General features: G+C 56.8%; 23 protein-coding genes. 10 read left to right on the top strand and 13 right to left on the bottom strand.

The annotated features are described in order from the left end of the window. Positions 1 to 4: 4 nt before the first annotated feature. Positions 5 to 604 carry an FMN-dependent NADH-azoreductase gene (locus RT657_RS00515; RefSeq protein WP_313651504.1) on the top strand — a complete coding sequence of 200 codons (600 nt, stop codon included), beginning with the start codon at positions 5 to 7 and terminating at the stop codon, positions 602 to 604. A gap of 47 nt (positions 605 to 651) precedes the next feature. Here RT657_RS00515 and RT657_RS00510 read toward each other — a convergent pair whose 3' ends face one another. The 3 genes from RT657_RS00510 to RT657_RS00500 are packed head-to-tail and all read right to left on the bottom strand — an operon-like array spanning position 652 to position 3,823. After that, positions 652 to 996, bottom strand: a complete 345-nt coding sequence (locus tag RT657_RS00510) for a YdbL family protein (RefSeq protein ID WP_313651502.1) — start codon at positions 994 to 996, stop codon at positions 652 to 654. Between the two features lie 11 nt (positions 997 to 1,007). Then, positions 1,008 to 1,196: a YnbE family lipoprotein gene (locus RT657_RS00505; protein WP_128086880.1), complete on the bottom strand. Its 189-nt coding sequence runs from the start codon at positions 1,194 to 1,196 to the stop codon at positions 1,008 to 1,010. After that, on the bottom strand, positions 1,193 to 3,823 hold the full coding sequence (locus RT657_RS00500; protein WP_313651499.1) for a YdbH family protein: 2,631 nt from the start codon (positions 3,821 to 3,823) through the stop codon (positions 1,193 to 1,195). Before RT657_RS00500 ends, RT657_RS00505 begins: the two co-directional genes overlap by 4 nt. A 145-nt stretch (positions 3,824 to 3,968) precedes the next feature. Here RT657_RS00500 and RT657_RS00495 point away from each other — a divergent pair, with 145 nt between their 5' ends. Continuing rightward, a complete protein-coding gene (locus RT657_RS00495; protein ID WP_313651496.1) occupies positions 3,969 to 4,961 on the top strand; it encodes a 2-hydroxyacid dehydrogenase in 993 nt (330 codons plus the stop codon). A gap of 31 nt (positions 4,962 to 4,992) precedes the next feature. Here RT657_RS00495 and RT657_RS00490 read toward each other — a convergent pair whose 3' ends face one another. Further along, a complete protein-coding gene (locus RT657_RS00490) occupies positions 4,993 to 5,268 on the bottom strand; it encodes a DUF333 domain-containing protein (protein WP_111139493.1) in 276 nt (91 codons plus the stop codon). A gap of 183 nt (positions 5,269 to 5,451) precedes the next feature. Between RT657_RS00490 and RT657_RS00485 the strand changes: the two genes are divergently transcribed. Next, positions 5,452 to 6,108, top strand: a complete 657-nt coding sequence (locus RT657_RS00485) for an MgtC/SapB family protein (protein ID WP_313651491.1) — start codon at positions 5,452 to 5,454, stop codon at positions 6,106 to 6,108. 212 nt (positions 6,109 to 6,320) lie between these two features. Next, positions 6,321 to 6,566, top strand: coding sequence for a hypothetical protein (locus RT657_RS00480; protein WP_313651489.1), 246 nt, complete (start codon positions 6,321 to 6,323; stop codon positions 6,564 to 6,566). A gap of 11 nt (positions 6,567 to 6,577) precedes the next feature. Here RT657_RS00480 and RT657_RS00475 read toward each other — a convergent pair whose 3' ends face one another. Then, positions 6,578 to 6,733, bottom strand: coding sequence for a hypothetical protein (locus tag RT657_RS00475; protein WP_313651487.1), 156 nt, complete (start codon positions 6,731 to 6,733; stop codon positions 6,578 to 6,580). Positions 6,734 to 7,643: 910 nt separating this feature from the next. Here RT657_RS00475 and ttcA point away from each other — a divergent pair. Then, complete coding sequence (ttcA, locus tag RT657_RS00470; RefSeq protein WP_313651485.1) at positions 7,644 to 8,579, top strand: tRNA 2-thiocytidine(32) synthetase TtcA; 936 nt, start codon at positions 7,644 to 7,646, stop codon at positions 8,577 to 8,579. A gap of 42 nt (positions 8,580 to 8,621) precedes the next feature. On the opposite strand, the gene RT657_RS00465 is transcribed toward ttcA, so the two are convergent. The 3 genes from RT657_RS00465 to RT657_RS00455 all read right to left on the bottom strand — a co-directional run bounded on the left by RT657_RS00465 (position 8,622) and on the right by RT657_RS00455 (position 11,797). Beyond that, positions 8,622 to 8,768: a hypothetical protein gene (locus RT657_RS00465; RefSeq protein WP_313651483.1), complete on the bottom strand. Its 147-nt coding sequence runs from the start codon at positions 8,766 to 8,768 to the stop codon at positions 8,622 to 8,624. A 307-nt stretch (positions 8,769 to 9,075) separates the two neighbouring features. Then, on the bottom strand, positions 9,076 to 10,059 hold the full coding sequence (zntB, locus tag RT657_RS00460; protein WP_313651481.1) for a zinc transporter ZntB: 984 nt from the start codon (positions 10,057 to 10,059) through the stop codon (positions 9,076 to 9,078). Between the two features lie 118 nt (positions 10,060 to 10,177). Continuing rightward, positions 10,178 to 11,797 carry a peptide ABC transporter substrate-binding protein gene (locus RT657_RS00455; RefSeq protein ID WP_313651479.1) on the bottom strand — a complete coding sequence of 540 codons (1,620 nt, stop codon included), beginning with the start codon at positions 11,795 to 11,797 and terminating at the stop codon, positions 10,178 to 10,180. A gap of 151 nt (positions 11,798 to 11,948) precedes the next feature. Between RT657_RS00455 and mpaA the strand changes: the two genes are divergently transcribed. Then, positions 11,949 to 12,656 carry a murein tripeptide amidase MpaA gene (gene mpaA, locus RT657_RS00450; RefSeq protein WP_313651477.1) on the top strand — a complete coding sequence of 236 codons (708 nt, stop codon included), beginning with the start codon at positions 11,949 to 11,951 and terminating at the stop codon, positions 12,654 to 12,656. Here mpaA and ycjG read toward each other — a convergent pair. Next, the gene (ycjG, locus tag RT657_RS00445; protein WP_313651475.1) at positions 12,631 to 13,614 is read right to left on the bottom strand and encodes an L-Ala-D/L-Glu epimerase; all 984 of its coding nucleotides are present in this window, start codon (positions 13,612 to 13,614) and stop codon (positions 12,631 to 12,633) included. The two genes, mpaA and ycjG, sit on opposite strands and share 26 nt — an antisense overlap. 145 nt (positions 13,615 to 13,759) lie before the next feature. On the opposite strand from ycjG, the gene tpx reads away from it, so the two are divergent. Beyond that, a complete protein-coding gene (gene tpx, locus RT657_RS00440) occupies positions 13,760 to 14,263 on the top strand; it encodes a thiol peroxidase (protein WP_313651473.1) in 504 nt (167 codons plus the stop codon). 262 nt (positions 14,264 to 14,525) lie between these two features. Here the strand turns inward: tpx and tyrR are convergent, their stop codons facing one another. Continuing rightward, a complete protein-coding gene (tyrR, locus tag RT657_RS00435; RefSeq protein WP_313651471.1) occupies positions 14,526 to 16,091 on the bottom strand; it encodes a transcriptional regulator TyrR in 1,566 nt (521 codons plus the stop codon). A 228-nt stretch (positions 16,092 to 16,319) separates the two neighbouring features. Here tyrR and RT657_RS00430 point away from each other — a divergent pair, with 228 nt between their 5' ends. The 3 genes from RT657_RS00430 to RT657_RS00420 are packed head-to-tail and all read left to right on the top strand — an operon-like array spanning position 16,320 to position 19,092. Next, a complete protein-coding gene (locus RT657_RS00430) occupies positions 16,320 to 16,676 on the top strand; it encodes a GtrA family protein (protein WP_313651469.1) in 357 nt (118 codons plus the stop codon). After that, positions 16,676 to 17,626 carry a glycosyltransferase family 2 protein gene (locus tag RT657_RS00425; RefSeq protein WP_313651467.1) on the top strand — a complete coding sequence of 317 codons (951 nt, stop codon included), beginning with the start codon at positions 16,676 to 16,678 and terminating at the stop codon, positions 17,624 to 17,626. Before RT657_RS00430 ends, RT657_RS00425 begins: the two co-directional genes overlap by 1 nt. Positions 17,627 to 17,673: 47 nt before the next feature. Further along, positions 17,674 to 19,092 (top strand): hypothetical protein, encoded by a 1,419-nt coding sequence (locus RT657_RS00420; RefSeq protein WP_313651464.1) that lies wholly within the window; start codon positions 17,674 to 17,676, stop codon positions 19,090 to 19,092. Positions 19,093 to 19,135: 43 nt separating this feature from the next. Here RT657_RS00420 and RT657_RS00415 read toward each other — a convergent pair whose 3' ends face one another. Genes RT657_RS00415 through pspD form a run of 3 tightly spaced genes read right to left on the bottom strand, consistent with a single transcriptional unit; the run spans position 19,136 to position 21,820 of the window. Beyond that, positions 19,136 to 20,197: a YcjF family protein gene (locus tag RT657_RS00415; RefSeq protein ID WP_313651461.1), complete on the bottom strand. Its 1,062-nt coding sequence runs from the start codon at positions 20,195 to 20,197 to the stop codon at positions 19,136 to 19,138. Further along, a complete protein-coding gene (locus RT657_RS00410) occupies positions 20,194 to 21,591 on the bottom strand; it encodes a YcjX family protein (RefSeq protein WP_313651458.1) in 1,398 nt (465 codons plus the stop codon). Before RT657_RS00410 ends, RT657_RS00415 begins: the two co-directional genes overlap by 4 nt. After that, positions 21,572 to 21,820 (bottom strand): phage shock protein PspD, encoded by a 249-nt coding sequence (gene pspD / locus RT657_RS00405; protein ID WP_128086855.1) that lies wholly within the window; start codon positions 21,818 to 21,820, stop codon positions 21,572 to 21,574. The genes RT657_RS00410 and pspD overlap by 20 nt, the downstream gene beginning before the upstream one ends. Positions 21,821 to 21,846 lie beyond the last annotated feature (26 nt).

Genomic DNA, 21,846 nt, shown 5'->3' with positions numbered 1-21,846 from the left:
CACCATGAGCAAAGTTTTAGTTCTGAAATCAAGCATCCTTGCAGGTTATTCACAGTCAAGCCAGCTTGCTGACTTCTACGCTGAACAGGCGAAGGCGCAGGGCAAAGAGGTGACCGTACGCGATCTGGCCGCTAACCCGATTCCGGTGCTGGATGGTGAGTTAGTGGGTGCAATGCGTCCTTCCGAGTCGCCGCTTTCTGCCCGTCAGCAGGAGGCACTGAACCTCTCTGATGAACTGATTACAGAACTGCAGGCGCATGATGAAGTGGTGATTGCTGCGCCAATGTATAATTTCAACATTTCGACCCAGTTGAAAAACTACTTTGATCTGATTGCTCGTGCTGGCGTGACCTTCCGCTACACCGAAGCCGGCCCTGAAGGCCTGGTGACAGGCAAAAAGGCCGTTGTGATCTCCAGCCGTGGCGGCATCCATAAAGATACCCCGTCTGACCTGCTGACCCCTTACGTCAAGCTGTTCCTGGGCTTCATCGGCATTACCGACGTGGAGTTCGTATTCGCTGAAGGTATCGCTTACGGTCCTGAAGTAGCCAGCAAAGCCACCGCAGAAGCGAAAGACACTATCGCACAGATTGTTACTGCTTAACCTCTCAGGATGATGCAGTAAAGAACCGGGCCCCGTGCCCGGTTTTTTTATGGCGATATGTCGCTGTCGATCTCTTTTCTCAGCCACTGTCCATTAATGCCGCGGACATATTCGCCCGCTGCCGCACGGCTCACCAGCTTCTGCCCGGCGATCCCCGCCACATCGGCCACCGAAAGACGATGCTGATCCGCCAGCCGCTGATATTGCTGCTGACGCCCGGCATTGATGCGCTGTACCAGCGCCAGGGTTTCAGGATCCTGCGCCCGGGCGGCTAGATAGCCGGAGAGCGTTTCCCCCACCCGACCTGTTTGCCGTGCCTGATCCAGCGTCAGCGCCCAGGCAGGCTGCGCCATCGCCAGGGCGAGTAAAAGCGCCACGCTCATGCGTTTCATCGTTGCTCTCCTCAAAACAGACCGCTCTGGTTTTTCAGTAGTGCTTCGACATCCTTATCGACTTTGATATGAATCTCGTGCTCGATTCTGACGTTCATGTTGATGGTGATGGGATCTTTGGGTGCCGTGACTTCAATACGCGGCACGCAGCCGATGCTCAGCAGTCCGGCTGCCATAACCAGTAGTGCCTTCAGGCTCATGGTGAAGTGTCCTTGTTCGAGGGCAATGTCGCATGTTGCTCTAACCAGGATTGCAAATTATCGCCGAAGCGCAGGCTGCGCCAGAGCTGAAACAGATTTTCCTGGTGGTGATAATTAAGGTTGACCGTCTGACGACGGTTGCTGAAGCGACTGACGCCCTGCACCTGCGCCTCCATATTGAGTTCGCCCAGATTATCCAGATTAATCGTGGCCCAGCTGCGGGAGATCTCCATATAACGCAGCCAGTCCAGCGCGGCGCCCGTCGCGACATTATTACGGGTAATGGCATCCGCCATATCCTTGTCCAGCCGGAAGGTCAGCGGTCCGCTGTTGGCGATCCACCCTTTCTCCACCAGCCAGCGTGGGTTATTCAGCCACAGTGGCAGTTCGCCGTTGATGTTACCCGACATCGCAAACTGCTTCGGCTTCAGCGCCGTCACCAGCTTGCTCAGACTGATGTTGCGCAGAGACACCCGGGCTGGCTCATGTTGCGGCAGGCGCAGCGCGGGCAGCGTGATCTGGCCGCCCAGCAGATCCAGGCTGACATCCTGCAGCGTCAGCGGGGCATCGTCGGACCACGGCCAGTTACCCTGCAGATCAGCGCGAATATTCTGCATCGCGAACTGGTTTTTCACCTCGGCGATCCGCAGCGATACCGGGCCGTGCTGCCCGAACTGCCATTGTTCCGCCCTGAAGCGGAACGGCAGCGAGAAGTCGATGCCGTTAACCTGGCTGTCGGGCGTCCAGACGCTGCCCTGCCTGACCGTCCAGTGGCCTCCGGCCCGGAATCCCTGATCCGGCGCGGCGGAAAACGCCACCTGCGCCTGCAGCCTGCCGTCCTGTATCTGCATTTTCATGTCGGGGCTGAGCAGCGGCTGAAAGACCGTCAGCGATTGCGTCGGCCACCAGGCCTGACCGCGCAGCCGTTCGCCATCCCAGCGGCCATTGACGCGCAGGGGTCCCACCTGACCGGCCTTCAGCTCACCCCGCCAGAGAAAATAGCCGGGATCGCGACCTCTGGCCTCGAAATCGAGCGTCGATGCGGCCAGGCGGCCGCCATAGCTAAAGCGGGTTTCGCCCGCCTGTAACCGGAAATGCCCTTTAAAGGAGGGGTGCATCACATCGCGCTGCCAGTTGACCGGTTCCGTAAGCGTCAGGCGCGGTGTGGCGACGTTGACACTGCCATAGGCCAGCTGATTAAAACCGGTGGAGAGCGTGTCCAGATGGATCAGGGTATCGTGCCAGCCGCCGGTGCCTTTCACATCCCAGCGTGCCTGCAGCGGCAACATCTCGCCGCCGCCCCAGTAGCGCCAGTTCCATTCACCTTTGTCAGGCCAGAAGTCGGTGGCGCGGCCATCAAGATGAAGCCGGAAACGGCCAAAACTGGCATTGTGCGCGGTGAGGATCGCCTGCAGACGGCCATCAATACCCTGCGACGAGAGCCGCACGCCCGCCAGCGGCCAGCGTGCTTCATCCACCTCCAGCGTTGACAGGATCCGGCCTTTCAGGCGCAGCAATGATTTGGGCTGCAGCACCAGCTGAGGATCAAGCAGGGAGCCGCTGAGCCTGCCCGGCACAGAGCCGTAGAGTTGCAGATCGGCCAGTTTGCTTTCGCCAGTGATCTGAAACGGCAGACTGCTCTGCGTCAGGCTGAGGGTGCCGGGCCCGACACCGAGTACCACGTTGCCCTTGCCACCGCGTCCCTGAGTCAGCAAATTGATCCGGCCTGTGATCTGGCTGCCTTCCAGACCCGCCTGCCAGTTATCCAGCGTCAGGTTAACGAACCCGGACAGCGGCTGGGTTGCCAGCGGCCAGAAGTATTCGCCCTGCTGAATCTGTATCTGGTCGCGGCTTATCTGCCAGGGTAAGCGGAGCAGTGGTTTCTCCTGTTCCGCCATCGCCACACGCAGTTCTCCCTGCTGCTGCTGCCAGTTAAGCGTAACCTGCAGGGGATGCGGCAGCGCTGCCAGCGCGAACTGCCCTGCCACTTCGCCCTGTACCGGCAAGTCTGTCGCGAAGGCTGGCAGTTTCAGATCGCCCCTGAGGGTGATCGGTTCGGGCAATGCGGGATGTGTAAACATCAGGTGTGTGACGGCCAGCTGCTGGCCGGTCAGGGTCGCCGCCAGCTGCAGATTCTCGCCCTGATACATCAGCTGCTGGCGATCTTTTTCCAGCGTCAGATCCAGTGCGCCTGCATAGGTCTGCCACGGCGCAACAATCACTTTGCCCAGATGCACGTCGGCGCCGGGCAGCATCGCCTGCCATTCGGCCAGAGTTTTCGGGGCGGCTGCACCCGGATCACTGGCGGGCAGTTTTTGCAGACAGGCGCTGTCCAGCACCAGTTCCGCCGCATTCAGTTTCCAGCGCGACTGATGCCAGCCCAGCGACACCGCCCTGACGGTGGCCAGTGAGCAATCCTTTGCGAGATAGCGAACCTGCGGCAGCCACAGGCCACCGTCGCGCCAGCGCGGCGCACCGGAAAGCTCAATACGGGTATCCGCGGGCAGCCAGATACCGGCCAGCCGCGGCAGCCATTGGGTCACAGTCAGTATCAGGCCGAGCAGCAGCAGAATCAGCGCCAGAATCGCCGCCAGCCGTCGCCGGAAAATCCGTGGCATAAAAGCCATAATCCTTTTCCTTACAGTATCCTGACAGGGATGATGGCACGTAATCTGCCGGAGGTGAAGGTCTGCGCCAGAGGCGGAGCAGCTCTTTCAGCAAAGTCAGCCAGAAACCGTTATCCTTGGTCTATCACTCTGCAGGAGCATAACCATGAAGATTGCGGTTTACAGCACTAAGCATTACGACCAGAAATACCTTGAGCAGGTCAATCAGCAGTTCGGTTTTGAACTGCTCTTTTTTGACTTTTTACTCACTGAAAACACGGCCAAAACCGCAGTGGGTTGCGATGCCGTCTGCATTTTCGTGAATGACGATGGCAGTCGGCCGGTGCTGGAGGAGCTGGCCGGGCTGGGAGTGAAAGCTATCGCGCTGCGCTGTGCCGGTTTCAACAATGTCGATCTGGCTGCGGCTGAAGAGCTGGGACTGGAAGTGGTGCGGGTACCTGCTTACTCACCGGAAGCGGTGGCCGAACACACCATCGGCCTGATGATGACGCTGAATCGTCGCATTCACCGTGCCTATCAGCGTACCCGTGATGCGAACTTCTCCCTCGACGGTCTGACCGGATTCAACATGTATCAGAAAACGGCGGGCGTGATCGGCACCGGGAAGATCGGGCTGGCGACAATGCGAATTCTGAAAGGGTTTGGTATGCGACTGCTGGCCTTTGACCCCTACCCCAGCGAGGAGGCGCGGGCACTGGGTGCAGAGTATGTGGATCTGAAGACGCTGTTTGCAGAATCACACGTTATCACGCTGCACTGCCCGATGACGCCAGAAAATCATCATCTGCTCAACGCCGAGGCGTTTAAGCAGATGCGTGATGGCGTCATGATTATCAACACCAGCCGGGGCGGTCTGATTGATTCACAGGCGGCAATCGACGCGCTGAAACAGCAGAAAATTGGTGCGCTCGGCATGGATGTTTATGAGAATGAGCGGGATCTGTTCTTTGAAGATAAGTCGAATGATGTGATTCAGGACGATGTCTTCCGCCGTCTGTCGGCGTGCCATAACGTGTTATTTACCGGCCATCAGGCCTTTTTAACCGCAGAGGCGCTGACCGCCATTTCAGAAACCACACTGAATAATCTCAGCCAGCTCGACCGCGGCGAAGCGTGCCCGAACCGGCTCTCTGCCTGAGTGTGCAGGCCGGCGCAATCCGGCCTGCTTATCAGCGCGCGCAGTTTCCGCCAATCAGCGCCTGCTCATCACAGCGGCGACCATTCACTAACTGGCACATCCCTACCCGTGAACCATCCAGCTGATGCGAAAACGCCAGGGTTCCGCCTGCATTTGCACAGTTGCTTTCTGCCAGGGAAGACATCACAACCCGAGGCTGGATATGGGCGGCGGTGGCTTGCTGCGGTGGCTCGTTATCATCACTGTGGCTGCTGCAGGCAGAGAGTAATAATGCGGCACCGGCCAGCAAAAAGGTGGCTGCTTTCATCAGACGGACTCCGGGAATAGGGGTTAAAGGCTGGCTCAGGATATGCCAGGCAGCACAAGGGGTCGAGAGGAGAAACAGCTTTTTACAAAATTCTGCCGCGTCATTTGCAAGCAGAATTATCTTGTTTACCTGTTATGACTGAACTGTCACCTTTTTCAGCCCTGATTAATTCGGAGAAAAGCCATGTTAATGGATATGTTAATTCGCATTGCCCTGGCCGGGATTCTCGGCGGCCTGATTGGCCTTGAGCGACAGATGCGCGCCAAAGAGGCGGGCCTGCGTACTCACATTCTGGTCGGTATTGGCAGTGCGATGTTTATGCTGGTGTCAAAATATGGCTTCGCCGACATGCTGAACAGCGACCATGTTTCACTGGATCCCAGCCGTATTGCCGCTCAGGTCGTCAGCGGCATGGGTTTTTTGGGTGCAGGCACCATCATGATTCAGAAGCAGGTGGTAAAGGGGTTAACCACCGCGGCGGGCTTATGGGTCACTGCAGCCATCGGGCTGGTGATCGGGAGCGGCATGTATGAAATCGGGATTTATGGCACGGTGCTGGCGCTGCTGGTGCTGGAGGTCTTCCGCCGTCTGAGCCATCTGCTGATTGGCAAACACCATACCCTGCTGGTGTTCCTGAAACCCAAAAGTGTGCCGCTGGTGCTGCTGGTCATGCAGCGGGAAGGCATCCGTTACGGTAATGTCACGGTGATTAACCGCGATGCAGAGAGCGGTCTGTGCGAACTCAGCGTTCAGGTAACGCTTTCCCGCCGAGCCAATGATATACATCTGTATGATAAGGTCATGGAGATCAAAGGCGTTCAGTCGCTGGAGATGATGTGATCCCGGTTTTTTCCCCGCGCGTTACGACGTGATCGCTGAAGTTAACAGCGGGCGGTATCCCTCACCGCCTGCTGTTTCTCTGTGATTGCTGTTTTGCCATCCGAACGCCTATCGGCCTGATCTGAGACATAGAGACCGCTGGCAATGCATGCCATAATCCGTGATAATTTATGACCGTTATCATTTATCGGGGATTAATGGATTACCGCCCTATGCAATCTGACAAAACCCTGCCCGTTGCCACACGTAAACGCAGTCTGCCGCGGTTAAGCATGCTGTTCTTTGTTGTGATTACAGGTGTGGCAGCCATCATAATAGCGTCCGATTCTCACACTATTCTGGATCAGGTGATGGAAACCGGACAGTGTCTGACCGGTAAAGGTGCGAGAGGTTTTCTGGAAACGCTCAGGCATTTTTTGCATCAGGCCTGTCGCTGGATGGTTAACGTCTGCGGCTGAGTGCCTCGCGTTCAGTGCAGCAGAAAATGAAACAGGCCGTGTCGGTTGACCAGCAACACCACGGCACAATAGATCAGCGCAACATAGCAAAGTGCAAAGAGAGTCAGCAGCGCCATAAAGCGGATGCCGTACTTTCTCATTTTTTGAATATCAGAAAGATATTTCATAGCGCCTGACGTTTCGTTTGCCTCAATAGCCATTTATTTAACGGCTATAGCGCCCGGCTGTATTATTGAAATGTGCGATGTCCAAAGCGTGGGGCCGCCTACCGTCTGCATGGCTGCTTTCACATAATGCCAGCCTTGCCGTTTTTGCATGACACCGGTTAATCTGATGGGATCGGAATCCTGCTTTACACAATTGAAATACAATCAAAAATTTAATGGGCTGGTCTCATTGCAGAATGAGAGAAAATGCAAACACGTGCCTCCGGCAAAGCGAGTCTTATTCTATCCCTTGAGGTTTAACCTCTATTCAACAGCAGCCTGTTTTCAGATAAACCCCGGCGAAATAATCAGCGCTGTTTTTATTTCCGGTTTTGCTCTGGTTAATGACTCCAGCGAAAGTCAGGTTTTTAAACAGAAACCGGATGCCGTTTAAGCCGGATTGATTTACCCGGGCGCAGGCTTTTTTAATTTGTCGGGGCGCTGTAATGAAACGTCTGTTAATAGCTGCTGTTATTTTACTGTCACGGGCTGTGCCGCAAAGAACGATAGCGTGCGGGACTCTACCCCGCAGGCCTCGCCTCCCGCCTGTTCAACTCAGAATGAAGAAATTGATTGCCAGTGGCGGAGTGTGTCTGCCAGCTGATGCGTCGCGCAACGGTGCTCGTGCGCCCACTGCGCTGTCAACGCTGCCTGAAACGGCGAGGCTGGGCGTTCAGTCCGGCTGCTCTCGCAGCCTGACCTGCCGGCAGGCACAGGCCTTTTCCGCTGAATATTCACTCCGGTACTGGCATTCGCGGCAACAATCCGTACCATACGCTGCATATTCGTGACACCGCAGTGAAGTGTCTGGCTGGAGGCGCGCCATCATCTGCCCTTCAGCCGTGCTTTCTGGATTCAGAGATAGGTAAAAATGCAAGATAATCAGATGGTTGACAAGAAAGAACAGTACAACCTTAATAAACTGCAGAAACGACTGCGTCGTCATGTCGGCGAAGCGATCGCCGATTTTAACATGATTGAAGAAGGCGACCGTATCATGGTCTGCCTGTCAGGCGGCAAAGACAGCTATACCATGCTGGAAATTCTGCGCAGTCTGCAAAAGAGTGCGCCAGTCAGCTTCAGTCTGATTGCGGTTAACCTCGACCAGAAGCAGCCGGGTTTCCCGGAGCATATCCTGCCGCAGTATCTTGAGGCGCAGGGCGTTGAGTACCGGATTATCGAAGAAGATACCTACTCCATCGTCAAAGAGAAGATTCCGGAAGGCAAAACCACCTGTTCACTCTGCTCACGCCTGCGCCGTGGCATTCTCTACCGTGTGGCGACCGAGCTGGGCTGCACCAAGATCGCACTCGGCCATCATCGCGATGACATCCTGCAGACTCTGTTCCTGAACATGTTCTATGGCGGGAAGATGAAAGGCATGCCGCCAAAACTAATGAGCGATGACGGCAAGCAGATTGTGATCCGTCCGCTGGCCTACTGCCGCGAGAAAGATATTATCCGCTTCTCTGAAGCGCGTCAGTTCCCGATCATTCCCTGCAATCTCTGCGGTTCGCAGCCGAACCTGCAGCGTCAGGTCGTGGCCGATATGCTGCGCGACTGGGATAAACGTTATCCAGGCCGTATCGAAACCATGTTCAGCGCGATGCAGAACGTGGTGCCGTCGCATCTGGCGGATATCAGCCTGTTCGACTTTAAAGGCATTAAACACGGTGATGCAGTCGTGGATGGCGGTGATCTGGCGTTCGACCGCGAAACGCTGCCCTCTCAGCCCGCAGGCTGGCGCGAGGATGAAGAGGATGCGCCTGATATCAGTGCGCGTCTGGATGTGCTTCAGATAAAATAAGCACCTGACAGGTTAAGGGCGTGCTCAGAGCACGCCCTTTTTTTATATGTTGCGGTGTGGTGGCGGATCCATGATCGGTGGAAATTCCGGATCGGCTGGCGGATCGGGCTGCGGCTGCGGATGTGGAATCGGTTCTGGAATCGGGGTGGGATCCGTCGGGATCGGCTCGCTGTTAAAAATCGCGCTCATGCCGTACTCCTTTTCTTACGAATGGAGTTTAAGCTTAGGAAAGAAACAGCCTCACAGCCAGGCGGATAAAAAAAAAGCCGACGCACTGGTCGGCATGGTTCGAATTAATTGTGCTATGCAATAATTCTGAAAATAAAAAGTCAGACAATATGGAGCGCAACGCCCATCGCTTGACGTTGCATTCACCTGCGAAAGAGAGTGTGCGTCAGATGCGGTATCGGATTCTTGATATCGATCAGCTTTTACTTTTTTAAATCCGGTTTTCCGGCTGAATCGTGCAATTTTCAGCCGTCCTCTTTTTGTCAGATTAGAGCCAGCGGCGTTTACGCAGGTAACCTGCCACGCCCAGTGCTAACGCCACCAGCAGCAGACAGAAGAGTGGAAAACCATAGTGCCAGTCGCCGCCGGGGATCCCGCCCAGGTTAACGCCGAACAGCCCCGTCAGGAAGGTTGCAGGGAGAAAAATCATCGCCATCAGGGACATCGTATAGGTGCGGCGATTCATCGATTCCGCCATCGCGGAAGCGACCTCATCGGCCAGGATAGCAGTGCGCGCTACGCCCGCATCCAGGTCATCCAGGCCGCGACCCAGACGATCGGCGATCTCCTGCATGCGGCGGCGTTCGCTGTCATCCATCCAGCCAAGCTTTTCACTTGCCAGCCGGGCATAAACATCCCGCTGCGGCGCCATGTAGCGTCGCATCACGATCAGCTGTTTGCGCAGCAGGCCGAGTTCACCCCTGGCAGGCATCCGCTGATCCAGCAGCGCATCTTCCAGCTCAATGATTTTGTCATGCAGCTCTTCGATAAACTCGCTGGTGTGATCGGTCAGCGCATCGCAGACATCCACCAGCCAGCTGCCACAGTCAATCGGGCCGTTGCCGTTCTGCAGGTCCGTTAATACTTCATCGACCGCAGTGACTTTCCGCCGCCGTGTGGAAACGATGAGCTTGTCATTGATAAAGACCCGCATGACCACCAGCTGATCGCGACGCGCATCGCTGTTGTGATTGACGCTGCGCAGCACGATCATAAAACCGTCGCCCAGCCGGCTGACACGGGGACGCATGCTGTCGCCCGCCAGGGCATCGCGCACCGTATCCGGGATTTGCGGCGTGGACTGCAGCCACTCTGCGCTTTGGCGGTGAGTGTAGTTCAGATGCAGCCAGCAGGGCTGCTCACACTGAATCACCTCATCTTCCGCGATCGGGATCATCCCGCCCTTTCCATCCAGCTGGCAGGCAATTATGGCATCCGACACCTGCAACGCTTTTCCTTTAATTACGTCCACACCCTCGCCTCACTACTAAAATCAATACGATACAGTCTAGCGTGACGGCGTTGAGTTGCAATCGCCGGGCTGTATAGAAAGATGTCAGGCGGTGACCGGTCAGCCGGCCACCCGCCGCTTAGTGCTTCTCAATCCACAACTCGCGGCTGTAGGCGACATCTTCAGGGTTGGTGATGGGATAGCCTTTGACCCAGAGTTTGATCAGGCGGCCATTAGTGTACTGATAGATAGGGGCGATCGGTGCCTGGTCCGCCAGGATCTGTTCGGCTCGGTTGTAATCGCTGTTGCGTGCCTCATCGCTGGTCTCACGGCTGGCTTTAGCCAGCACGGCATCGTAATCCGCATTGCTGAAGCGCGAGATGTTACTGCTGTTACCCGCGGTCAGGAGGTTCAGGAAGGTCGAGGGTTCGTTGTAATCGCCGACCCAGGAGGCGCGGATAACATCGAAATTCCCGCTGTTGCGGCTGTCGATGTAGGTTTTCCACTCCTGATTCTCCAGCGTCACGTCCACGCCGAGGTTCTTTTTCCACATTGAGGCGACGGCAATCGCAATCTTCTGATGACTTTCAGAGGTGTTATACAGCAGCTTCAGCTTCAGCGGTTTGCCGGGGCCATAGCCTGCGGCAGCCAGCAATGCTCTGGCCTGCGCGTTCAGGCTGTTCTGGTCATGCTGTTGCAGGAAGGATGGCAGTGGCTTAAAGCCTGCCGTCACATCGGGAGTGAAGTGCCAGGCCGGTTTTTCACCGGTGCCCAGCACCTTCTCAGCGATAATCTTCCGATCGATAGACCAGGAGAGCGCCTTACGCACCCGCACATCTGCCGTCGGCCCCTTCTGCGTATTAAACGCATAGTAGTAGGTGCCGAGCTGGTCGGGTGTGTAGACCTCGCCAGGCAGGGTTTTCTTCAGCAACCCATACATCCCTTTGGGAAAGGATTCGGTGATATCAATATCATTGGATCGGTAGCGTTTGGTGGCGCTCGACTCCTCGTTGATCGGAACGAACGTGACCCTGGTCAGCACCGAGTGCGCATCGTCCCAGTAGTGAGGATTGCGCGTGAGGACAATCTTCTCGTTCACGACGCGCTCGCTAAGCTGATAAGCGCCGTTGCCGACCAGTTTGCCGGGCGCTGTCCAGCTGTCGCCCTGCTGCGCAATAACCTTCTCAGGAACGGGAAAGAGCGCGACGTTGGCCACCAGCGCCGGGAACCAGGGCACCGGCCGATCCAGCGTCACCTTCAGGCGGCTCTTATCCAGCGCCACCACGCCCAGCTTATCGGGCGTCATGGTGCCTTTGTTGATTGCCGCGGCGTTCTCAATCCCGCTTAATGCGGCAAACGAGGCAAAGGCCGAACTGTTTTCAGGATCGACCAGGCGCTGCCAGCTGTAAACGAAATCCCGGGCGGTCACCGGCTCGCCGTTTGACCAGCGTGCGTTATTCCTCAGCGTAAAGATCCAGGTCTTGTTATCGCTGCTGCTCCAGCTCTGCGCCACGCCCGGCACGATTTTGCCCTGCGCGTCCTGGTTAGTCAGTCCCTCAAACAGGTCGCGGATCACCTGGATTTCGGGCAGCCCTACGGCTTTGAGCGGATCGAGCGACGCCGGTTCATCTTTAATATGGCGGACAATCTGCTGCTGCTCAGCGAGAGGCGCGCCAGCGGGGGGATTCGCCGCCATGGCGGATGTGATGAGGCTGCTCAGGCTGATGGCTGCCAGCGTCATGCGGAAGGTCTTAACCATGATCACTCCTTTACCCAGAGAGGCGCTGCAGCAGTCTGATGCCGATGCAGCTTGTGCAGGGCACTGTAACGCATCTGGCTGATCGATAAATAGCTATTTTCCGCCCCCGGCTTTTCCGCTACTTTTAATAAAACCCTTTGAGGAAATCATTATGTCGCCACTTCATCCGCGCCCGCTGCGCGGCAAACTGGACGTTTCATATCAGCAGTATGGCCGTTCGGTTCTGGGCGCTCCGCTGCTGTGGTTTCCGGCCCCGCTGGCCGATGCCGACAGTGGTCTGATTCTGGCGGGTACCCACGGTGATGAGAATGCGGCAATTGCGACCCTCTCCGCCGCGTTGCGGACGCTGCCCGAGGGCATGCGACGGCACCATGTAGTGCTGGCAGTCAATCCGGATGGCTGTCAGCTCGGGCTACGCGCTAATGCCAACGGCGTCGATCTCAACCGCAACTTTCCGGCGGCGAACTGGCAGTCAGGCGACACGGTCTATCGCTGGAACAGTGCTGCCGATGCGCGCGACGTGGCGCTCTCCACCGGCACGCATCCGGCTTCCGAGCCGGAAACCCAGGCGCTCTGCGCCCTGATTCACCAGCTGAAACCGCGCTGGATTGTCTCCTGGCACGAACCGCTGGGCTGCATTGACGATCCGCATCAGGTGGAGATTGGTGGCTGGCTGGCCAGCCACACTGGCCTTCCCCGCGTCAGCAGCGTCGGCTATGACACCCCCGGCTCATTCGGTAGCTGGTGCAGCGATCTCAGCCTGCCCTGCGTGACCGCTGAAATGCCGGTGGTGTCGGTCGATGAAGCGACTGAAGTCTATCTGGAAGTGATGGTTAACCTGCTGCGCTGGCAGCAATAATCAGCTGCCCGTTGCGCACGTTTATCGCCGGTTCTGCATCCACTGCCAGCCAGGTCGGACCGTCGAGATCGGCGAAGCGCGTCTGCGGCACCAGCGGCAAAGCGGCGCGGATGGCCCGCGAGGTGCAGAGCATACAGCCAAGCATGATCGCAAATCCCTCCTGCTGCGCAACTTCAGCCAGCGCCAGCGCCTCAGTCAGGCCACCCGCTTTATCCAGCTTGATATTGATCATCTCATAGCGTCCCCGCAGCGCCGCCAGGCTGCTGCGGGTATGGCAGCTTTCATCAGCACAGATGGGCAGCGGATGGATGAAGTTCTCCAGCGCCGCCTCTTCACCCGCTGGCAGAGGTTGTTCCAGCATCGCCACATCGAGGTCCGCCAGTAGCTGACAGCGCGCGGCCAGCCCTTCCGCGTGCCAGGATTCATTGGCATCGACAATCAGCGTTGCGTCCGGCACGGCAGCGCGGATCGCCATCAGCCGCTCGGTGATAAAATGGTCGTCCAGCTTAATTTTCAGCAGCGTTGCGCCATGCTGCCACAGAGCCAGGGCGCTGCTGGCCATTGCTTCGGGCGTATCAATGCTGACGGTCTGCGCGGTCACCACATCCGCTGGTGGATTCATCCCGCTCAGCTGCCACAGGCTGCTGTTCTGCTGATGTACGGCAAGATCCCAGAGCGCGCTGTCAATCGCGTTTCGCGCCGCGCCAGCGGGCAGCGCCTGCTGCAGGGCCTCCCGGGTCATCCCCTGTTGCAGCGCAGGCAGGATTTCGGCAATCTGCGCCAGCACTGAAGTCTCACTTTCGCCATAGCGGGCGTAGGGTGTCGCTTCACCGACGCCTTTGACGCCATTTTCCTCAATTTCCACCACCACCACTTTCACTTCAGTCCGGGTTCCGCGGGCGATGACAAACGGCGTGTGTAACGGCCAGGCTTCGGGATAACTTTTTACCGTTCTCATTTCCACTCCACAATGTGTGACGCAGTGACAGCCCGTCACCTTAAATTCCACAATTGAACTCGTAAACCCTTAACATTTATGTCATAAACAACGGCTATCTTTCACCGTTTTGTGTCAGATCTTTTTTTCATCAAAAGGAATCACTATGTCTCAGACTGTTCATTTTCAGGGTAACGCGGTGCCGGTTGCAGGTCAGTTTCCTCAGGCAGGCGATAAAGCCAAAGCCTTCACGCTGGTCGCGAAGAATCTTGTAAACGTCGCGCTCTCTGAGTATGCAGGAAAACGCAAAATTCTGAACATTTTCCCAAGCGTGGATACCGGCGTCTGTGCTTCATCTGTCCGCAAATTCAACCAGGCCGCCAGCGAGCTGAATAACACTGTTGTGCTGTGCATCTCTGCGGATCTGCCGTTTGCTCAGTCACGTTTCTGTGGTGCAGAAAACCTGAGCAATGTGGTGACGCTGTCGACGCTGCGTGGTTCAGAGTTCAAATATGATTATGGCGTAGAAATTGCCGATGGTGCGCTGGAAGGTCTGACCGCACGTGCGGTGCTCGTGCTGGATGAGAACGATAAGGTGCTCTACAGCCAGCTGGTCGACGAAATTACTACCGAGCCGGATTACGACGCTGCGCTGGCCGCACTGAAGTAATGGGTGAATCCGGTTGTACGTTCCGGACGGCGGGTGGTTTCCTGATTGGGATTCTATCAGCCAGAAAACGTAACGTGCACGATGCCGGGCCTGAAGAGAAACCGTCACCCGGAGATCACGCCGGGGACGCTTTAACCCTGCCAGCCCGATAACACCCTCAGCAGGAGGGCGTTATCGGGATTTTTTTACTGCCGCCGGTTATCCGGGCGGGCCTGCCCTTAAAGTCAGGTAAGCCTGACGCGGCTGGAAACGCCTCTCCTTTTTATTCGCTGTCTGTGCGCTTCTGCCCCAGGCCATACTCGCGCAGCTTATTCGCAATGGCGGTGTGTGACACGCCAAGCCGTTTGGCCAGTTTTCGCGTGCTGGGATAGGAGAGATAGAGCCGCGTCAGAATCGAGCGCTCAAACCGGCTGGTGATTTGATCCAGCGTGCCTTCCAGCGCGTCATCGCCCAGCGCCACATCCAGCGCCTGTTCAGGCAGGACGATATCCTGCGGGCGCAGCTCATAACCTTCGAGCTGGGTCAGCGCACGATAAAGGGCGTTCTTTAACTGACGCACGTTGCCCGGCCAGGCGTACCGGGTCAGAAATGCATTGAGCTGCGGAGAGAGACGCGGGCGCGCCATGCCCTGCTCATCGGCGAAACGGGCAACGAACATTTCGGTCAGCGGCAGGATGTCCTGGGGACGATCGCGCAGAGGCGGCAGGTGCAGCGTCAGCACGTTGAGCCGGTAGAAGAGATCTTCGCGAAACTCTCCGCGCTGCACCAGCTCAATCAGGTTTTTCTGCGTAGCGCAGATGACACGCACGTTGACATGCACTTCATGCTCTTCGCCGACGCGCCGGAAGGTGCCATCATTCAGAAAGCGCAGCAGCTTAGTCTGCATTCTCGGCGACATCTCTCCAATCTCATCCAGCAGAACTGAGCCGCCATTGGCCTGCTCGAAGAAGCCCTTCTTCCCTTCCAGCGCGTTAGGATAGGCACCCGCAGCATGACCAAACAGTTCGCTTTCTGCAACGTCGTCGGGCAGCGAGGCGCAGTTCAGGGCCAGGAAGGGTTTTTTCCCTCGGGCGCTGCGCAGATGGCAGGCGCGCGCCAGCATATCTTTGCCGGTACCGGTATCGCCAACGATCAGCAAAGGCGCATCCAGCATCGCTAGTTTCCGCGCCTGGTCGACCACCTGACGCATCTTAGGCGTGACCGCAATAATATGGTCAAACTCCGAATCGTCCGTCACCACCAGATTCTGTAGCTGGCGCCCCATGCGGGCTGTTGACTTGAGCATCACCATTGCGCCGACCGGCCTGTCACTCTGGCCCTCTTCGCCGGGCAGATAGATCGGCCGGGCTTCCATCAGGAAATCGCGACCTTCGATGACGACATGCTGCGCCTGGGCTTCAACCCGGTCGCTCTCCAGCCAGCGCATAAAGTTAAACCCGTTGATCAGATGGCCTGCGCTGAAGTTGCGCATCTTCTCTTCATCGAGATTAAACAGGCTCTGTGCGGCCGGATTGGCCAGCTCAACCTTACTTTTCAGGTCAACCGAGAAGACCGGGTCAGGCATTGCCACCAGCAGCGCCGTAAGCGCCCGATGTTCGCGTTCAGAAGGCATGTACGTGACGGTGCGCACATCTGTTACGCCAGGTGTACGCCTGATTTCCGCCATCAGATTGCTGAAGGCGTCAAATTCCAGTGCGGCAAAATTGAGGTAGATGCGCCCCAGCGCCGTGATTTCAATTCCACGTAAATCGATGTTACGTGCCACCAGCAGATCGAGCAGTTCGCGCGTCAGACCGATACGGTCCTGACAGAACACTTCCAGACGCATTGCGTTCGCCTTATTCAGGTTCAGATAAGAGGATAATACGCTAACTCCCGCACCTGCAGAAAGGAATCTGTCAGGAAAAGTTGACAGTATGGGTGCGACTGACGCTCTTTTATACCGAACCGGAAAAAGGGCCGGCCGCAAGGGAGTGTCACTCTTTGTCAGCCTCAGCCTTTTGATTGCGCCCCGATTGCGGTATATTTTGTCCGACTCATTAAAACTGATTATAAAATGCTGACTTTCTTCGCAAAATATCTCACCGTGGGAGTAGCAAATACGCTGCTGCACTGGGTGACCTTTTTTATCTGCCTTGCATTTGGCCTGTTTCAGTCCACCGCCAACCTGATTGCTTTTTGCCTGGCCGTCACATTCTCATTCTTTGTGAATGCGCGCTGGACCTTTAATCAACAGGCGACCGCCTGGCGCTATATCTTCTATGTGCTGTTTATGGGCGCAATGGCATTCAGCGTGGGCTATCTGGCCGATCGGCTTGACCTCTATCCGCTTATTACGCTTATCGCTTCTTCCGGACTCAGCCTGGCCTGTGGCTTTCTTTTTTCCCGCTTTGTCATATTTAAAGGAGAATAATGAAAATCTCTTTAGTGGTGCCGGTTTTTAATGAAGAGGAGGCTATTCCCCTTTTTTATAAAGCGGTCAGACAATATGAGGCGCTGGCAGCGTGGCAGGTAGAGATTGTTTTTATTGATGACGGCAGCACGGACGCCACTTATGCGCTGATTAACCAGCTGAGCAGGCGCGATCCGTTGGTTCAGAGCCTGTCGTTTATTCGCAATTTTGGCAAAGAACCGGCGCTGTTTGCCGGACTCGAAGCGGCGACCGGCGACGCCATTATTCCGATAGATGTCGATCTGCAGGATCCGATTACCCTTATTCCCGACATGATGCGTAAATGGGAGGCCGGTGCCGACATTGTGCTGGCTAAGCGAATCGATCGACGTGCCGATGGTCATCTCAAACGCAAAACGGCCAGCTGGTTCTACAAACTGCACAACAGCATCAGTCATCCAAAGATTGAAGAGAACGTGGGTGATTTTCGCCTGATGTCGCGCGAGGTGGTAGAGAACATCCGGCTGCTTCCTGAAAAAAATCTCTTTATGAAGGGGATCCTGAGCTGGGTTGGCGGACAGACGGAGATTGTGGAGTATGTCCGGCATGAGCGGGTCGCCGGACGCAGTAAATTTGGCGGCTGGAAGTTATGGAATCTGGCGCTGGAGGGACTGACCTCGTTTTCCACCGTTCCACTGCGCATCTGGTCCTATCTCGGTTTCCTGGTCGCCTCGCTGGCCTTTCTGTATGGGCTCTGGATGATTATGGACAAGCTGCTGTTCGGAAACCCGGTGCCGGGGTATCCCTCAATCCTGGTGTCTGTACTGTTTCTGGGTGGTGTTCAGCTTATCGGTATTGGTGTGCTGGGCGAATATATCGGCCGTATCTATATGGAAACCAAAAACCGGCCTCGCTATATTCTGCGAAAAACGCGCGCTGAGAAAATTAACCGTCCCGGAAGCCACGAATAATTCGCCCGTTTCGCGGCAAAACATTACCCGGATTAAAAGGATAAAGGATGACCTCCAATGAACACGGCCTGACCCGCCGCCGCATTTTTTTGCTGTTTGCCGTCGTTATGCTGATTGCCTACAGCCCCGCTTATTTAACGCATTACGCCTATACCGATGACTGGACCAATCTCTACTGGGCGAACTTCGACAGGCTGAGTATTTTAAACTGGGATACGCTATCCGGCAGACCGGTCTATGGCCTTATTCAGTATGGTGCCTCTTTTCTGGTAGAGAGCATAGCCCGACTGGCGCTGTTGCGTTCAATTGCCATTCTTCTGCTGATCGCCACCGGGTATTATATTTATACGCTGTGCGAGAAATATGCTTTGTTTGAGAGTCAGGCCCAGCGAATTACCTTTTCGCTGCTGCTCTGCCTGCTGCCCTCATTTCAGGTGTATGTGGCCTGGGCCTCCTGCTTTCCCTATATTGCTGCCATTCTGCTGGCCGGTGCCAGCTACCGCCTCTCAACCCGGCCGGGCATCACCGGTCCGGCTGTCGCGATCGTTCTGCTGACGCTGGCTTTTTGTCTTTATCAGCCTGCGGCGATGAGCTTCACCTTCTTTGCGGCGCTCGACCTCTGTTTCTCTGCGCGCAGAATTGAGAAACGACGGGCGGCCATCGCGCTGCTGGTGCTGGGTGCCGGCATGTTGGCTGCGTTGATCGCCTCTAAAGTGCTTCCGGTTCAGCTTTATGGCCACACGCTGCCGCGCGCGGCTTTCAGCTACGATATCCCGGTTAAGCTGAAATGGTTTTTCACCGAGTACCTGAAAAACGTTATCTGCAATTTCGACCTTGGCGCGAAAACCGTATCGGTGATTATTTCATCACTCATTATTGGCGTGGGACTCAGAAAGATTAAGGCGGCGGGTAACGACAAATTTTACCTGATGTTTGTGCTGCTGCTGATCGCTGCACTGCCTAATCTGATTGTCAGTGAAAGCATGGCGGCATACCGCACCCTGATTGCCGGCGCGTTAATTACCACCAGCGCCTTTATTCTCGGCCTGTTTGAGATCGGCAAAAAGATGAAATGGCAGCGTCTGTTTTATGCGCTGCTGGTGATCGTCACCACCTCACTGTCCGTTAATCATCTGATTAACGGCTACTCTGTGCCGGCGCGTAAAGAGTTTGCCCTTCTGGAGCGGGCCATCACTCAGCAGGTTCCAAAAACGTTCAGCGGCGCGCTCTATTATCGTCTGACCGGTGAGTATCTGCCGAAAGTGGCAACCTTACGAAAATATGATGATTTTGGCGGGCTTGGCCTGAGCATGTCATGGACATTTGCCGGGATGGCACATTTTATCCGGGAGAAAAATGGCATGGCCTTTACGCTGCCAGCGGATCCGGTGATCACCGATGAAGCAGCCTGTCCCGGAGCATGTATTACTATTGATTCGCGGCAGGTGCTTCGTCAGCCACAATAATAAACAGAGGCGGCCAGGCCGCCTCTGTTCGTTCTGCCGGATATCAGGCTGACTTATTGCCGCCCTTCTGTAACGCCTCTTTCATCTGGCCCAGCAGCTCGCGGCGGAAATCGCCGAGCCGTGGTTTATCCTGCTCCAGCCAGGGCAGAGGACGGCAGAGTTCCATCGCTTTAATGCCCAGCCGCGCCGTCAGCAGTCCCGCGCCAATGCCCTGCGCGGCACGGGTTGAGAGCCGGGCGGCGATATCCTGCGACATCCAGTCCATCCCCACCTCTCTGACCAGCTCGGATGCACCGGCAAACGCCATATTGATCAGCACCAGCCGGAACAACCGGATGCGGCTGAAGTAGCCCAGCTCAATGCCATATATCGCCGCAATACGGTTTACCAGCCGCAGGTTACGCCAGGCGATAAACGCCATATCCACCAGCGCCAGCGGACTGACCGCAATCATCAGCGTGGCTTCCGCTGCATGACGGCTGATCTCGCGCCGCGCCTGGCGATCCAGCACCGGCTGGACCAGCTGCGCATACAACCGGACAATCTCACTGTCATTGTGCGTTTCATGTAAAGAGGCGTGCCAGCGCTGCAAGGCCGGATGCGCCTGATCCAGTTCCGCCTGCTGTGCCAGCTTTTCACAGAATGCGCGGCCTTTACCGATGCCGTGACTCTGCAGCAGTTCGCGCCCCACGTCCCGCTCTTCCGCGCGCTGACGCAGCTGATAGAGGCGACGCCACTCGGCGGTCAGTGCGCCGACGCCCGCCAGCACGATCAGGCCGCCCGCAACACCGCTGCCCAGTGAAAACCAGTCACGGGCGAGCCAGGCGTCATGCGTCCACTGAATACCCTGCGCGACAACGCTGACACCAAACAGCAGCGCGCCTGCGGTGACCATTTTGCGCCACACACTCCGGCGGGGTTTCAGCGCTGCTTCCACTGCCCGCTCACCCGCGCCCTCTTCTTCAACGGGCACCTCGTCATCCGGCACTGCCAGAAACGCCGCCTGCGCTTCCGGGTCAAAACTCTGTGCCGGACGCAGCGGTGTGTGCGTGCTCTCATCCAGCGGGCGGGCAAAGTCGATACGCGGCTTCAGCGGTTCACTCATCGTAATTTGTCTCCCAACAAAAATTCCAGCGCGGCATCCATGCGGATATGCGGCAGCGGACGATCGACATCGAGCTGCTGCGGCCGGAACTGTTCAAACTGAAAACCCTGCTGCTGCCAGAAAGCGTGCCCCGGCAGACGGGGCGGTACTTCGCCGGGATAGACGGTCAGCGGTTCTCCATCCGCCAGCCGGTGGCCGCGCAGGGCCGGGATCTTCTCGCCCCGGTGATCGACCAGCCCGCTTTGCGTCGCCTGCACCGACGCCAGGCCGATGCAATCCATGCTGATCCCTTCGAATGCGGCGTTCTGCCAGGCATCCTGCACCAGCTGCTGCAGCAGAGAAACCATGTTGCCGTGCTGGTCGCTGGTGATGTGGTCCGCCTTGGTGGCCGCAAACAGCAGTTTATCAATCACCGGGGAAAACAGACGGCGGAACAGCGTACGCTGCCCGTAATGAAAGCTCTGCATCAGCTGGGTCAGCGCCAGCCGCATATCATTGAATGCCTGGGGACCGCTGTTCAGCGGCTGCAGGCAGTCGACCAGCACGATCTGGCGATCGAACCGCAGGAAATGATTTTTATAAAAGCCTTTTACGACATGCTGGCAGTAGTAGCTAAATCGCTGCTGCAGCATGTAGAAGTTGCTGCCTTTATCAGCCTGTGACAGCTTCGCGAGCTGGGCCTCATCCAGTGCAGGCAGCGGGAAGAACTGCAGCGCAGGCGCACCCGCCATATCGCCAGGCAGCACAAAGCGGCCCGGCTGGATAAAGTGCAGACCTTCCGATTTACAGCGGTGCAGGTAGTCGGTCCAGGCCGCAGCGATCTCCGCCAGCAGCGTCTCGTCGGCGGGTGCCAGCGGGTCAAACTTTTCGCACAGTTCGCGCCAGGGCTTTGCCCACTCCGCGCGATCGCCCTGCAGCAGTCCATTCATCTGCCGCGACCAGGCAGTGTAATCCTGCGCCAGCATCGGCAGATCCAGTAGCCATTCGCCGGGATAATCGACGATCTCCAGATAGAGCGTCGCGGTCTCTTTCAGGTGGCGCAGCAGCGAATCACCCGGACGATAGCGCAGCGCCAGACGCATTTCACTGACGCCGCGGGTCGGTACAGGCCAGGCGGGCGGCTGGCCGTAAAGCTGCGCCAGCCCTTCGTCGTAGGTAAAGCGCGCGGTGCCCATATCCCGCTGTGGCACCCGTTTTACTCCTAACAGACGCTCATCCCGCACCACAGAAAACAGCGGCAAACGAGCGCCGCTGTGAACCGTTAAAAGCTGATTAACCAGTGAGGTGATAAACGCCGTTTTTCCGCTGCGGCTTAACCCGGTTACGGCTAAGCGCAGATGGCGGTCGACGCCACGGTTCATCAACGCCATCAATTCAGTTTGCAGTCTTTTCATCTTTCTCCCTGATGAAACGCGACGCCATGCGGTTCATGACGCGCTTCAGCAGTGGCTCCAGCGCCACCGCCAGCAGCAGCCGTAACGGGCGTCGCGCTACCGATTTTACTGCCCAGCCGGTCACGCCAGCCGGACCATAGGTCACCGCATTGATAATGATAAATTTCGCCGCCGACTTCAATGCAGGTGCCGCGCGGTGACGAAAAGCAGTGGATCGCGAATAAGACATCAACACCTCCATCGGATTAGCATGCG

This window comes from Pantoea sp. (assembly GCF_032114055.1).
GTDB lineage: Bacteria > Pseudomonadota > Gammaproteobacteria > Enterobacterales > Enterobacteriaceae > Pantoea.
The sequence above is the reverse complement of the archived record's forward strand: the minus strand, read 5'-3'. Positions and strand labels throughout refer to the sequence as shown.